Here is a 14,537-nt window from a genome sequence, read left to right on the forward strand (position 1 = left end):
GGTTCTATGGCGGATTTTAGTGCCATCAGTTGTTTGAATTTTGGATAAGGGCAAGACGCTCTTCAACTTCTTTGATTTTATTGATCCAATAATTTATTCCTTCCTGATTAGTCACTGTTTTCTTAAAAGCATCCCGGTTCACCGTCCATAGCTGAGACCCGTTTTTCTGGTATTCCAGTTCACGTTCTCTTTTGGTTTCCGGTTCTATGCGGTATCTCCAATACACCAGCGAGTGCATATATTCTGCGCGGATTTTTTCAAGATAAGTGATAATAGCCTTTCGATCCTGAGGAATATATCCCGGACCGGAACATCCGCAGGAATGAAAAGTGATGCCTACTGTATACAGATCCCGGATATGCGCCCATCTTTTATGATCATTTTTTGAGGGTGATTCAAAATCCAACCCCATATTGGCCATCAGTTTTCCGCACTCAGGACATTTGGCTTCTACTGAAACCTGAGAATCCCTATCCACATCGTGTAAAATGCGGCGTTTGAATGTTTTCTGACAGTTAAAACAGGCATAATGACCTTTGTAAACCGTCATGGCATATCGGCACATTGCGTATCGTATTTAAATGGTTGATATTTGTTAAATATTGTTACTTTCGGATATAAAAATATGTATTTTTCCTTTTATTTAAGAAAAAAATATCAAATTTTTGATTTTATTGTGTATTTATTCAATCAATAAGATGCCGGACCAGTCTTTTTTATCCAAAAGAGACAGCCCTATCCCCGCTAACCCTTCCAGTAATCCCGGGTTATAGACATATTCATCCGCCGCTTTATATAAAAAGCAGCATTCCTTATTTTCAGGAGTATAATAAGAATGAGTGATCCCATGCCAATATTCTCCGGCCTGTCTGAACGCCGGGTTTTGAGTGCGGTTATAAAATGAATCGTATATCGAAGAAATTCCTGCACTCCCATGACAAAGTGAAGCATCGGTTACTTTACTGGAATCATCATGTTTTCTGACAGTGGTTTTTAACAGTATTTGTAATGCCTGATCCTGTAAAGATTTATCCTGAATGAGCTCGCCAATTTTATAGAGAACACAGGATATCCCCAGGTCACCGTAGCACCAGGCCAGTCGGGAAGCATATTTTGACTTTTCTTTATTGGTTTCGATTACTGAAGGGAATACGGATACTGTATCTTCCATCGAAGCATAGGCCATAAATTCTGATACGGTTTGTCTGATAAAAGAAATATCAGAATCCGAATCTGCGATATAGGCCAGTACTAGAAGATTGGGAAGAAAGCCATGAGAAACTCCAAAATTGGAAATGTTTTCTGCCTTATCTTTTGGGTTTTGCCAGAATAAATCTGTCTTCGTTTTAATGATGGTTTTTTTTAATGTGTGCAGTAAGCCAGGATCCAGTTTTCGGATATCCATCTGTTTGTTCATGAAAGGCATCACCATACCGATTCCACCATAAAAGAAATCAAAATTATGATTCTGAAACTGAGCAATAGCTTCTTCTACCATTATCTCTCCAATATCTTCAATGTCCAGAAAATCAAGAGAACACCATTGAGATTCCTGTAAATAGGAGGCAGAAGATAAAATACCGGATAACCCTGCCGCATAGGAAAGATCAATTCTTTCATTTTCTATATGGTCGAAGATTAAATCTTTATACCGGTCAATTTTTTTTTCTACCGTTTTATTATAGAGCTCAGGATAAGCATTAAAATAATGGTGAATAAATAATAACTCTGAGCAGGCTCCATTCATTAATCCAACGTGGCTATGCTCGTAGTCTAAGATGTTTTTACAGAGGTGTTGAAGTATTGGCATTTGTTTGTAAGCTGAAGAATTGTTTTTTTAAAATTTTTTCAAGGAAGCAGTACATTAAATATTCGTGAAGCCTGTTATCACTTCGTACCACCCTGATAATATGCATATGGATAATATTGGCCAGGTTCTTATAGGAGTTTTGATCAAGTAAAGCGGGTAAATCTCCCTGGATATCCTTGGAAAATTGAGTGTGAATCGCTGATAATATACCATTTTTTTCAGATATAATATTCTCAATTTCTCCGGAGAAACCTTTAAATTTTGCATTGATAAAAGAGGTTTTCAAGGGTGACATATTAAACTCCTTAGCCAGGCTGCTTTTTACTCCACTTACAAAGTTTAATTGGGCTTCCGTATTGAGATTGAATAATTTAAAATAGAAAAGCATGTGTTTGATAGGGTACATCCATAGAATATCAGTATTGTTTTCTTCAATATTTTTCTCAATGATTGCCGCGGAAACAAGAGAATCATAATAAAATATCTTTTCAAATATTTTGGTGTTATTTCCTTCGTAGCGCTCTAATTCCCTGTCATAGGTATCATAAGATATCTTTTGTATTTTCCCGGTAAGGTATTTCTTTATAAGCGCATTGATATGGGATTTTATCTCTTCATGATTGCTTTTGGGTGCAAAAATTCTTAGTCTTATATGAAACTCGGGATCATAAAATTTAATATAGAAAAACTTATCTATAAGTGTATTAGCCTGTAAAAAGTTTAAAATTCCTACCGTTTCGCATATGAAAAAGTCTGCAAATACTTTACCTGTATAAATTTTCAGATAAATGCAGTTATCAATATCCGGAAACAAGGACCTGGGAATATCAGAGGTTTTCACAGCGGGAATCGGGTGCTCTTCTTTCAGTTCCCGGCCTTCGTTTTTGAAAAACAGCAGAAACTCATTATTGATGGTATTTCCATCCTGATTATAGGTTACCGGAGTAAATTCGTCAATTAAGGACTCTATTATTTTTAATTTTTGTTTCTTTTTCAGTTCTGTTAAAAAGGTTTTCTTTGAAATTTCAAACTTCAAATGGATATACAGTTCATTGTCACCCTGTGAAATGAAGAAATTTTCCCTGATATTAAGCTTTGTAAGGTTTTCATCAAATGCTGTAAGGGCTTCTGTAACACTTGTATTTTTATTTGTGAAAAAGTCATGATATTCAATAAGCCATGAAGCTTTTTTGACAATGAAATTTTCTTTTTGCAATCTTGGAAAAAATTTAAAAATATCCAGCAGCCTGTCTTCATTGATCAGGAGACTGTGATTTTGCTGGGCCTGAAAATCCAGCAGAAACTCAAAAATCGGACTGTTAGTGGGATGCATGATATTGTAGGCATTGGAAAAAACCGGAATTACGTACTTATTTAATGCTTTAGAGCGTAACACAATCTGGTCATTTACAATAGAAATATACAGATCATTCAGATGAATTTTCTTTCTGTTGCTGCTTTCATCAATGTATCCTATGTAATATTCAGTATTAATTTTTCTTTCAATGACATTTCCTATTTTTTCCGAAGGAAGATGTACAATTTCGGCAATGACGGTGTCTTTACCATAGATCTTTTTTTCCTGATCATGAATATCATCTAATAAATTACTTATCTCTTTATGATCTGAAAACCGTCCCAATATTTTTCGTGGAGAATGGAACGAGATATAATCAATAAAATAAACGGGATTATTAGTTTCTTTATCGAGAAAAATAGATGCTTTATAGGATTTAAATGGGAAAGACTGATTCACTTTTTCGGGAAGAAAAATTTCCTGGTTTTTACTTAATACATGGAGATCAATAGTATTTTTTTTATTTTTAATACAGTCAATAATCGCATGAGAGTACTGAACTTCTTTCTTGTTGAGACTAAGATGATCCTCCTTGATGGATTCATTGGGCCAGCCTAAAATGAGAGTACTGCTGTCTATATTCTCTGAGTTGACAAATTTTCCATAGCCGACTCCGAACTCAATATCGAGTGCATAGAGTAAACTGACTTCCTGCTGGTCATATTTTTTGCTGAATTGTTTTTTGAAATGAGTGATCCTGTAAGGAGTCTGGTTTTCTAATATGCTGAATCTTTCGAAAATCGCATCACTTTTCTGAATGTCTTCAATGAACTTTTTGCTCATTGTATTTGAAGTTTCAAAATAAAGGTCTACATGAAGAGGTACCTTTTTCTGATCAGGAAGTGACAGGATTTCAGGGATATTATTTCCTTGATTAGACTTGTCTATATACTCTTTTAGCTCATTAAAGCCTGGTATATCTACATTTTTATATATTTTGTTGATCAGGTTTCCGGTTTCGGTTCCTGAGTAAGATAAAGATGAATTGATGATCTGTTCATCCTTTAGTTCATTGAAGAAATCCTCAGCTTCACTTTGAGTAACTTCGTTTTCTTCTTTAATATAATTGATAATTTCTTCAGAAGTTTTTTCTGATCTGCAGAACTCGATAACGGAACCAATGTATTCATTACTTTCTATGGTTACCAATCGGTAGTCTCTGCCAATGATTCCTGTGTAGCACTGCAAATACTTGTACTCATCAAAGATTTCATACAAGGTATTATTGGTAAGGTAGGATTCGTGTGTTTCCAGTGAGTGCACTGCTTTGTATACGTAGTCTGAATCTAGCCTGAGTCTGGGATAGGATGTATTCCAGTAAATCTTTTTATCAGCTGTTTCCGATGAGGCTTTAAGAGCACCCAGTCCTGAAAACAGCCCAAAAGGTGTAGGGCGTGTCGTATATCGAGAAAGATATTTGTATAATGATATTTCTAATTTTTCCTTTTGTTCAGGATTCTTTTTAGAAAACTCTTTTGTCATCTCATGGTAAAAGTTTAATGACGACAGTTTAATAGCATCCATGATAGCATCATTACAGGAAATATTTTCAATAACATCCGATGAAGAATAAAACTTGTCTAGATCATCAGGTGAAAGAACCGGAGTTCTCAATATGGTGTAATGAAATGGAGTATATTGCTTTGAAGACATATTATTTTACGTTGAAGATGACAAAAGAGATCAAATGTTAATTAGCAGTTACCGCAATCTGCTGTACAGTTTGCTTTTGAACAGTTTAACAGGTGAGTGTGCATAAAGTTAGACATACATCCGTCTGAACATCCTGCAGTAAACAATCCTAAATCGTCACCAGCACCAATGGCTTTACCTCCTTTTACTTCAAATAAGCTGTTTTTGCTTAAATTCTGTACGTTCTTTTTTGAAATTGTTAGTTTTTTGTCTGATTTTTTCATGGTAATTTTATTTTAAAAAATGTTTTGCTAATTTGGTGACTCCATGCCAGGTATTGCCCAGTGCATGCAGCATCTGATCCGGCTCTAATACCAGATAAAACAGAACTACAGGTACTAGAGGAAGTAAACTTAAGAGAACAGCCAGAACTGGTGAAATAAGGTACATTCCGTAAGAATGGCTGAACCTGTTGCTTATATTGCCGGTAATGGCTTTAAAAACAATAAGCATTCTGTCTTTATAATGATAGAGAATTAGGATATCAAGGAATATATAATAGCTCAGTCTTGATGCAAACCCATTAACCATAGAGGGCTCCATAAAGGTGATATCCATGATTAAAATATTGAAGGCAATAGGTAAAAAAAGAAGAGCTCCTACAATTACTGTCTTATTATAGAGAAGCAGAGCTCCACATAACGTCTGGCAAATTCCGATGATGATCTTAAATGGATTGTGGTCGAATAAATACCACATTACTTTAAAAAGACTGAGATCTTTAATGGGTTTATTCAATTCCTCACCGGAAATACCAAATTGTCCGTCATCGAAAAATTTAGCATATCCGAAAGATAAGAACTGCCACGCAAGCAGCACTCTACAGATCAGAATAAAATAGTCCCAATGCTTACTCGCAAAAGTCTTTTTAATTGTAGTAGTCACTATGGTTATTAGAAGTTTTTTTAAATATATGCTAAAATTTTGAAACAGAAATGCATATTGTATGAAAAAAATAATGTTTTTTAATTGACTTGTAAAAATTAATGAAAATAAGATGGCTCTTAAAGCTTCTGATATAGAGGTTTGTTTTGTAATAACTCTACTTTTAATAATTACTTGTTTTATTTCACTAAGCAGGGTATCTTTAGCCTCTTTTTGCAGAGTTACCTGAAAAATTCACCCAAAAAAAGAGAAATCGGCAGTATTTATTGGACGAATACTGCCGATTATATGGCCTTTATTGAACTTATTGTTAACCTGGATGATCAATAAAATTGTAGTATTGCTGGAGAAAAATATCCGGCAGCCAGACTGTTTAAGGGTTTGAAATAATTAAGGTAGAAGGGATATCAGACAGCCATAAACTTTTGGTGTCAATCAGGCTCTTCCAGCTTTTACTGCTGATAAGCATGAGGTCCTGTGAGTTCAGGAATTCCTTCTCAATCTTTTTTTCATTATAGAGAGTGATATGGTTGGGGGCTACCTGCTCAATACTTCTGATGAGCTCTTTTACTTCAATATTGTTCCGGATCTGTCCTGCAGCATCCAGGATAATAATCTGTGAATTGTTATTATTGATCAGCCTTTTAGCATATTCAAGCAGGTGAAAATCACTAAGGTTGAATATCGGTACAAATATCTTATCAGCTGCCGTGAATTCTTTATCAACCAGAACTCCTACAGGAATAGTAGCTTTGTCTAGCACCTGAAGGGTCAGATCATCAAAAGGAGACGTATTGAAAATATTGCCTTTTCCTTTTACGGTATTTAATAATTTTTCCGGATTGATGATTTTTGTTGTAAACCCTAATAATCTGCCTAATAAACTTCCTTCGTACATAGATTTTCCAAACATGATAAGAAGAAGGTCATAATTTCCTTTATTGGTTATGTTGGTCAGGTCACTTTCAACATCTGTAGAGGCTTTGAAGAGGGTAGTGACTTCAAGCTGAAGCTCCTGGGAAGTTTCAATGACATTTTTAAACTGTTCTTTTTCGAAGTTTTCGATATCAAAAGCATGAAGTTCGTCAACAGGAGCAATAGTCATGGCGGTAACGCTTTTGTTGCCATTCATTTTACGGGTGAAATTATCTGCAAGCCTCAATAGCTTACTTCCTGCTTTTGCTGTTTCGAAAGATAAAAGAACTCTGTATTTTGCATCATTCTGTTCCTGCTCATCATCTTCTACCATGGATTTTTTTCCTTTAAAAACATAATTGATGAAATCCAGGCACGGACCAGTCATAAAAGTGGTAAATAATGCCATGATCACCAATAAAGCAAACAATTCCGGACCTAAAACGCCCAAATCATAACCGATATTGAGAACAATAAGCTCCGTTAGCCCTCTGGTATTCATCAGCGCTCCTATTGTGAGACTGTCTTTCCAGCTCATTTTTAAAAATTTTGCCGTCAGTGCACTTCCCACGAATTTTCCTGTAACAGCGGTTAGTATGATGAGCCCGCCAATTTTCCAGAGATGAACGTCATTCAGCAAACCGATCTGGGTTCTTAACCCGGTAAATACAAAGAAAAGAGGAAGTAAAAGAACCAATGCCACATCTTCTACTTTTTCTATAAAAAGGTTTCTGAATTTTATATTTTCAGGCATAATAGCACCAGCCATAAATGCCCCGAACAATGCATGAATTCCGATAACCTCTGTTGCATAAGATGAGATGATTAATACCAGGAAAAATATAGCCACCAGCCCTTTACTGATAAACCCTTTTCCTTTCTGCGATTCGGCAATCTTGGTGAGGAACGGTCTTACCGCCTTTATCATAATGAAAACGTACAGAATAGCCATTAAAATAACAAATACGGACCCTGAAAAAGATCCTGCTTTTACAATGGCGATCACTGCTGCTAAGATACACCATGCTGTAATATCGTCTGCTGCGGCACAGGTGATGACAACGGTTCCTATTTTGGTTTTATGGAGATTCCGTTCCTGAACAATTCTGGCCAGTACAGGAAATGCTGTAATACTCATGGCAATAGCGATGAACAAAGCGAATGAGCTGAACTGAATGCCATCCGGTGCAAATTCTTTATAAATGAAATAAGAAAGACCAATTCCCAATGCAAAAGGGATAATAATACTGGCATGGCTGATCACTACGGCATCGTGTGCTTTTTTTCTGAGAACACTAAGGTCAAGCTCCATTCCTACAATATACATAAAGAGAATCAACCCGATCTGGCTTAAAAACTGTAAGTTAGGGAGCGATTCTTTTGGGAAAATAAACGCTGAAAGTTCCGGGAAATATAAACCGAAAAGTGAGGGTCCCAGGACAATACCGGCTATCATCTCTCCAATTACAGAGGGCTGTTTCAGTTTTATACAAACCCACCCAAAAAGTTTTGCCACCAGAATAATGGTCACAATCTGGGCAAGAAGAAGAGCTAAAGGATGGTGGAGGTTGGTGAGAAATGAATCTGTGAAGTTTTCCCACATGGTAGAACCTGTAGATTTAACGGGAGTAATATTTTCTCCAATCTCCAGTGTTTTTCCTTCTGCAAAAAACCAATACATAAGGCACGAAAAAAATGCAATTGTACTGATGTAAAAAATAATATTTTTATATTTCCCCAGATTCATGATTCCTAAATTTTGATGTAAAGTTGATAAGAATATACCTATATTGAAATACCCTTATTTTTAAAATGTAATGAATGTTCTAAAAAATGTAATAAAATCTACTTGAAAGAATATCCAATATCAATTAAAAGCCGGATATGAGAGCACCTGTATTTTTCATTACAACATCCATTAATCTGCAGCAAAAGTACATGGATTGCAGACTAAAAATAAGGCGCTGTAATAAAGGGTTGGTATTCTGTAATGAAACCGTAAAGATCTGGAAAGTTTATTTTCCAAAGAGTTCCATTAATGAGCTTTTATAGGCTTCACCAATCTGAAGTTTCAGAAAAGTATGATCTTCTGTAGAGATGGTACTGATAATTTCATTGGTTGAAAATACCTTGATAGAGGCCAGAGCGATAATTTCTTTTTTATTAACCTGTGCAAAATCTTTTGCAGGAAGCATTTCCAGCAGGTTTTTAAAGTTCAGGTTTTTCAAAACAATCGTGGTTCCGTCATTGAGGGTGATATCCTTATCCCGGCTGTCTATTTCCGATGTTTTGATATAAGCAATCTGTTCGGTAAAGATGACTGTTTTTCCAATGTTGGTATTCCATTCGATAAAGTTTTTTTTAAGAGGCGTTTCCACCAGTTCCTTAGCTTTTTCGAAGGCCTGGATCAGACGTTCTTTTTTGATAGGCTTTCTCACATAATCCACTACATTAAGATCAAAAGCTTCAGCAGCATATTCTTTATAGGCTGTTGTAAAAATAATTTTTTTTGACTCTGAGATGAGTTCTGCAACCTGAAGACCTGTCATTCCGGGCATTTCGATATCCAGAATACATAGATTACAGTCGATATGGTCAATTTCGTTCAGGAAAATTTTAGGGTCGTTGAATGCTTTTACCACCTCTACATTTTCAATTTGTTCACATAGAAGTTTCAGGTAGCTGATCGCTAGCAGCTCGTCATCCAGAATAACGCATTTTATCATAGAATTCTCCTAAATTGATTTTTAGTTCTGCTGTGAAGATACCATTTTTTGAACTTCTTTCCAGTTGGTAGTAGGTGCTGTAAATCATTTTAAGCCTTTGATCCAAAGACTGGCTTCCAAAACCGCTTTTTTCCTTGGTAAGGCTGTTTTTTAAAGACGCTTTATTGCTTACTTTCATCGTAAACATCCCGTTTTCAAGTTCCAGATAAATGGAAATAAAGGAATCCTGGGCCAGGAAATCGGTATGCTTGAAGGCATTTTCTATAAGGTCAACGGAAATAAGCGGGGCAAATACTTTTTCCTCATATACAGAATCGGTTTTATTGATCCTGGATTTAATCCTGAAGTCGAAAAGGGGATTTATTTTAATCTTGTTGATCTCAATAAGGCTTAAGGCAAAGTCGAGCTCTTCTTTTGGACTTACAAACTTATTATTGCTTTCGTATAAAATATAATCCAGAACATTGGCCAGTTTATCCAGAGACATATACGTCTGGTAAGCATGTGACTGAACGGAATTAAGAATGTTTTTAAAAAGATGGGGATTCAGCTTGGTACCAATATGTTCAAGACGAACTTCATTCAATCGCTGTTCAATGATTTTATTGCTTTCTGATAACTTGGTATTTCTCTGTTTCAGTTTTTGATGCTGACTGAAGAGGTAAATACTGGTGGTTAAAAAAAAGAAAATGGCAAAAACTCCGATGAATATCAGATAATCATGAATCATGTAGTAATTGCCCTCCATAAAATTGTATTGGTTGTAAACTATTTAAGTTTTTTCAGACTGTTTACCGTCATTGTTTCTTCACATTTTTCAAAGCCAATCTCATACTTAGGATTCTTTTCAGGATAGGTAATAATGTAAGCGGGACATGGCTTTTGCTGTGCATTGCTTCGGTCAAAATCTACCTTTCCGTGGGTAATGATACTGTCTTTGATAAATTTTTCATCAATCTTGTTGGTGATCATTACATTCTTAACCTCTTCAGAATATTTGAATTCTTTGGATAGGGTTTCTGCGATGACACGGCTGTTGGGCAGATAACCACTACAGCTGGCTCCCTTTTTATTTAAAATAAAGAATACAAGAATCAGCCCCGGAATGAAGCCTATTAAATAAAATTTAAATTTTTTCATTAGAAAATTAAAAGATTGATATCGTGGTACGTAAGTCCGAAACGGTCACAGATGATCTTTTTGGTATGTCTTCCCTTATACATATATAAACTCTGCTTCATTTCATTTTTGCGGATCAGCATATTTTCAAAACCACCTTCTTCATCATAATTTAGGATATAGGAAAGGAAGAAATTCGAAATTGCTTTTGTGGTAGTTCTGGGCATTCTCGACGTAAGGTTGGGTAACCCACAATGAATAACACCATGTTTGATGATATATGGATCTTCCATAGTGGTAAGCTCCGATGTTTCGATAACCTTGCCGTTATCTATAGTAATATCAATGATGACACTGCCTTTTTTCATCTTCATGACCATATCCTCAGTAACGATGGGCGTCATATTTAATCTTGGAAGAGCTCCGATGACTACATCAGCACGTCTTAAGCTTTTGCTGAGTTCTTTAGGATCGATGATAGATGTAGGAACGCGGCTGTCAACGATAGTATGAAGTCTTCTTAATTTGGATAGTGAGTTGTCAAAAACTTTTACACTGGCTCCTAAGCCTATTGCGGCTTTTGTAGCAAATTCACCTACAATTCCGGCTCCAAGAACTACTACTTCAGCAGGTCTTACACCTGTAATTCCTCCAAGCATTAACCCATTGGACAGGGCTAATAATTCTGAAGCATATAAAATAGAAACAGATCCTGCAATCTCACCAATGAGCCTTACAAGAGATAGTTGTTTGTATTCATCAACAATAAATTCAAAGGCAATGGCATTTATTTTTTTCTCGGCAAGCTTTAAGAAATATTCTTTATCCCTAAGATTGATCTGAAGTGCTGACACCAAATAGGTATTCGGTTTCATAAAATCAATTTCATCTTCGGTAGGAGGGTTAATCTTTAAAATAAGATCCTGTCCGAAGGCTTCTTTGGGATCATTAGTGATCTTTGCTCCAGATTCAGAATACTGTAAATCGGTAAAAAATGATCCTTGTCCGGCTCCTGATTCTATGATAATCTCATGGCCGTGTTCTACCAGCACCTGTACAGCGTCCGGAGTAATGCAAGTTCTCCTTTCATTTAAACAGGTTTCTTTAGGAATTCCAATACTGAATTGTTTCCCCTTTTTTATAACCTCCAATTTTTCCTCTTTCGGCATCAATTCTTCTTCTGTGAAAGGAGTAAAAATATTTGTACTCATCCTTTAAATTATGTCTTACAGATTATTATTTTAATACTGATTTAAGAAGCAAAGATACATAATATTTAATCGAATGAAACTTCTCTGTGCTCACCTGTATTCAGGATGCTCATTGTGTGGTACTTGAGCCCGTAAAGCTCTTCTTCATAGACTTCCGGCCATTCAATGATGCACAAAAAAGAGTTATCCAGATATTCTTCAATACCAATATCATAGACTTCTTCAACGTTTTTTAAGCGATACAGATCAAAGTGGTATACCTTCCCTTTTGAAGTACTGTATTCATTGACAATAGAGTAGGTAGGTGAGTTGACCTCATCCTCACTGCCCAGATTTTTAAGCAAAAACTGTGTGAAAGTGGTTTTTCCGGCTCCCAGATTTCCCTTCAGTAAAAGAATGTTATATTTTAATTCAGGAAAAACAGTATCCACAACTTCCTGCCAGTCTTCGATTGTATGTATAGTGAATTGCATATGCTAATTTGCTACAAAAATAGTAAAATTTATGCTTAATAATTTTTGAATTTGACGGATGATTGAACCTTAAAACCCTTCTGATAGATTTATAATTATGACTCACAGGTTGGAATTGATTATAATAATCCGCAGTAAAATAACTATTAAAAATAAGCTGACCTGAATTGAATATCAGAATAACAAAAAAGTTTCTGCAATACCTGATGAATGAAAGTCTTGTAAGTCAATTGTTTTTTATTAATGTAATTCTAAGTTAAATCATTGTTGATGTATATTTTTATTGATAAACCAGTTATTTTTATGTTTTATTGTTTTTAATTTATTTTATGTGATTTTTATTTGTCATTTTATTGCTGTGTGTCTAATTTTGATTGGATATTTAATATAATAATACCTAATTATAAAATTAAACCTTATGAAAAAAATTTTGTTACTCCTTCTAGTTTTTTTTTCGAGTAAATTTTTTACTCAGCAACTTTCGTATGCCACTTTACCGGAACCTAATGCACTATCGTTAAACTATCTTAACAGTCTTTCCGGAAAGAATATTTTGTATGGTACCGTACCACCCAATTATAATGGAAAAACTATTCTTTTTACCCATGGTTTTGTGATGTCTACCGAATCTCTGCTTATTGGAAATTCAATGTATAAAGAAGCATACAGTGCCGGTTACAAAACAGCTTTTGTAGCAACCAGCAGGTTTTTGGGAGATTGGGAAAATGGAGAGATATTATCAAGAGCAATTGATCAGGTAGGTGTTTATTTAGGAGCCAATATAATGACTATTGTTGCACACAGTAATGGAGGAAAAGCTTCAGATGTTGCTCTATTGGAATATCAAAAAACAAATAAAGTAGACAAGGTAATCACTTTAGGAACACCTCACAGAGGGACTCAGATTGCAGATTTTGCGAATTATCCGATGTGGGCCTGGATAACCGGTGCATTACAGTTGGGAACGGGATCACAACTGTCCACTACTTCCTACTGTGATACTTATTTCAGACCTTATATGGATAATCACCCGCTTAATCAACCTAAGAAACATTATAGTTTGGGAGCCTGGGGATATACCAGAGTAACAGGACTGCTTTCTCCTGCAATTATTCCGGCGGGAACTGCGATTGCTGCATTAGGAGGAGGAAAAAATGATGGGGTTACTCCATTTTACAGCTCCACAAGACCGGGTTCCAAGCAATTGATGACGGACACTGACCCCCGAGGATATATTAACCATATAGATATAATGGAAGGTGTTTATGTTTGGGATAACGCTATAAAACCGGTTTTGGACGGACAAATTGTCAATAATGGCTTGGCGAATAAGATGTCACAGCCGGAAAGTTCTGAATTTAAAGTGATAAGCAATTATCAATTGATTTCAAGTAATGATATGGAAAGCTTACAGCTAGGCAAAAATGCCAATAATGTCCGTTTTGAAGTTATTACCAAAGATGTCAATGCTTCTGTAGATATTTTAGATCCTGCTACAGGAAAGATGTTGAGTCAAATTAAAAATAATACGATTCCGGATAAGAGTGGGGGGGCTGAAAGTCGGTTATTATCATCAGGCTTCAATTTGAGAAATAAAGAACTTAAATTAAGCAGTAATTCTAAATTTGTGGCTGTGGTTGAAGATGGAATTGACAGTCCGATGGAATATAGAATTAAAAAAGATAATGAGAAAACTTATCTGGAGGTAACTTTCCCTAACCTTAGTTCTGAAGAGCTTCAAAAAGTTTCACTTCAAAATGAAACCTATTGGATATCGGATTTAAAAGGAAAGAATACCGGACCGAAAGAAAAGGCAGTGAATGTGAAATTTGAACTTCGTAACAACAGACTTGTAGCAGATGTAAGCCGTGAACAAAATGGGATCTATTCTATAAAACTGGCTGCTAGTCTGGGGAATGGCATCAGAAGAAATATTATAAATGGTTTTGTGGTTTCAAATAACAAAGATGTTACTCAATCTGAGGCCGTAAATGTTCAAAAGAGTACTCAATTTAATATTGGAGATAACCCTGTTAATGATAATACAAAACTAATAAGTAATGGTGCGCTTACAGGAGAAGTAAGTGTTAAGATTTATAATTATTCCTCTAAATTATTGAATCAATATACTGTAAAAGTAAATGGTGAAAATAGCTTAGACTTTGGTAAGCATGCTAAAGATCTGGAAAAAGGCACTTATATTGTTTATGTAGAATATGGCAGTATAAAAGAGAGTATGAAATTCATAAAAAGATAATTTTGTTTACAAATACTTTTAAACCGGGAAGCTCCCGGTTTTTTTATTGAAGTATGTGCAGCAGGGGTTTAGAAGGTTTTATGATAAGAAAT

At 35.4% G+C, this 14,537-nt stretch carries 12 protein-coding genes; 1 reads left to right on the plus strand and 11 read right to left on the minus strand.

Going from position 1 to position 14,537, the window contains the following annotated elements:
• Positions 1–25: 25 nt before the first annotated feature.
• From MP477_RS10990 to tsaE, 11 genes are all read right to left on the minus strand, one after another.
• A complete protein-coding gene (locus MP477_RS10990) occupies positions 26–565 on the minus strand; it encodes a hypothetical protein (RefSeq protein WP_230037695.1) in 540 nt (179 codons plus the stop codon).
• Positions 566–682: 117 nt separating this feature from the next.
• Complete coding sequence (locus tag MP477_RS10995; RefSeq protein ID WP_230037693.1) at positions 683–1,810, minus strand: lanthionine synthetase LanC family protein; 1,128 nt, start codon at positions 1,808–1,810, stop codon at positions 683–685.
• Complete coding sequence (locus MP477_RS11000) at positions 1,785–4,820, minus strand: lantibiotic dehydratase (RefSeq protein WP_257190455.1); 3,036 nt, start codon at positions 4,818–4,820, stop codon at positions 1,785–1,787. Before MP477_RS11000 ends, MP477_RS10995 begins: the two co-directional genes overlap by 26 nt.
• A 41-nt stretch (positions 4,821–4,861) precedes the next feature.
• A complete protein-coding gene (locus tag MP477_RS11005; protein WP_230037689.1) occupies positions 4,862–5,083 on the minus strand; it encodes a class I lanthipeptide in 222 nt (73 codons plus the stop codon).
• 7 nt (positions 5,084–5,090) lie between these two features.
• Positions 5,091–5,744 carry a hypothetical protein gene (locus MP477_RS11010; protein WP_257190456.1) on the minus strand — a complete coding sequence of 218 codons (654 nt, stop codon included), beginning with the start codon at positions 5,742–5,744 and terminating at the stop codon, positions 5,091–5,093.
• 373 nt (positions 5,745–6,117) lie between these two features.
• Entirely contained in the window at positions 6,118–8,406 is a 2,289-nt protein-coding gene (locus MP477_RS11015; RefSeq protein ID WP_257190457.1) for a cation:proton antiporter, read from the minus strand.
• Between the two features lie 268 nt (positions 8,407–8,674).
• Positions 8,675–9,385, minus strand: coding sequence for a LytTR family DNA-binding domain-containing protein (locus tag MP477_RS11020; RefSeq protein ID WP_257190458.1), 711 nt, complete (start codon positions 9,383–9,385; stop codon positions 8,675–8,677).
• The gene (locus tag MP477_RS11025) at positions 9,360–10,133 is read right to left on the minus strand and encodes a sensor histidine kinase (RefSeq protein WP_230037681.1); all 774 of its coding nucleotides are present in this window, start codon (positions 10,131–10,133) and stop codon (positions 9,360–9,362) included. The genes MP477_RS11020 and MP477_RS11025 overlap by 26 nt, the downstream gene beginning before the upstream one ends.
• Before the next feature lie 20 nt (positions 10,134–10,153).
• A complete protein-coding gene (locus tag MP477_RS11030; RefSeq protein WP_257190459.1) occupies positions 10,154–10,525 on the minus strand; it encodes a hypothetical protein in 372 nt (123 codons plus the stop codon).
• Positions 10,525–11,715, minus strand: a complete 1,191-nt coding sequence (locus tag MP477_RS11035; RefSeq protein WP_230037677.1) for an alanine dehydrogenase — start codon at positions 11,713–11,715, stop codon at positions 10,525–10,527. Before MP477_RS11035 ends, MP477_RS11030 begins: the two co-directional genes overlap by 1 nt.
• A gap of 65 nt (positions 11,716–11,780) precedes the next feature.
• Positions 11,781–12,188, minus strand: a complete 408-nt coding sequence (gene tsaE, locus MP477_RS11040; RefSeq protein ID WP_230037675.1) for a tRNA (adenosine(37)-N6)-threonylcarbamoyltransferase complex ATPase subunit type 1 TsaE — start codon at positions 12,186–12,188, stop codon at positions 11,781–11,783.
• A 418-nt stretch (positions 12,189–12,606) separates the two neighbouring features.
• Here tsaE and MP477_RS11045 point away from each other — a divergent pair, with 418 nt between their 5' ends.
• The gene (locus tag MP477_RS11045) at positions 12,607–14,445 is read left to right on the plus strand and encodes a T9SS type A sorting domain-containing protein (RefSeq protein WP_257190461.1); all 1,839 of its coding nucleotides are present in this window, start codon (positions 12,607–12,609) and stop codon (positions 14,443–14,445) included.
• The last annotated feature ends 92 nt before the right edge of the window (positions 14,446–14,537 follow it).

Origin of the sequence: Chryseobacterium sp. WG23 (assembly GCF_024586575.1) — a bacterium.
Classification (GTDB): domain Bacteria; phylum Bacteroidota; class Bacteroidia; order Flavobacteriales; family Weeksellaceae; genus Chryseobacterium.

Coding starts and splice junctions, on each gene's coding strand:
- MP477_RS10990 (WP_230037695.1), bottom strand. CDS start 565: ATGTGCCGATATGCCATGACGGTTTACAAAGGTCATTATGCCTGTTTT.
- MP477_RS10995 (WP_230037693.1), bottom strand. CDS start 1,810: ATGCCAATACTTCAACACCTCTGTAAAAACATCTTAGACTACGAGCAT.
- MP477_RS11000 (WP_257190455.1), bottom strand. CDS start 4,820: ATGTCTTCAAAGCAATATACTCCATTTCATTACACCATATTGAGAACT.
- MP477_RS11005 (WP_230037689.1), bottom strand. CDS start 5,083: ATGAAAAAATCAGACAAAAAACTAACAATTTCAAAAAAGAACGTACAG.
- MP477_RS11015 (WP_257190457.1), bottom strand. CDS start 8,406: ATGAATCTGGGGAAATATAAAAATATTATTTTTTACATCAGTACAATT.
- MP477_RS11020 (WP_257190458.1), bottom strand. CDS start 9,385: ATGATAAAATGCGTTATTCTGGATGACGAGCTGCTAGCGATCAGCTAC.
- MP477_RS11025 (WP_230037681.1), bottom strand. CDS start 10,133: ATGGAGGGCAATTACTACATGATTCATGATTATCTGATATTCATCGGA.
- MP477_RS11030 (WP_257190459.1), bottom strand. CDS start 10,525: ATGAAAAAATTTAAATTTTATTTAATAGGCTTCATTCCGGGGCTGATT.
- MP477_RS11035 (WP_230037677.1), bottom strand. CDS start 11,715: ATGAGTACAAATATTTTTACTCCTTTCACAGAAGAAGAATTGATGCCG.
- tsaE (WP_230037675.1), bottom strand. CDS start 12,188: ATGCAATTCACTATACATACAATCGAAGACTGGCAGGAAGTTGTGGAT.
- MP477_RS11045 (WP_257190461.1), top strand. CDS start 12,607: ATGAAAAAAATTTTGTTACTCCTTCTAGTTTTTTTTTCGAGTAAATTT.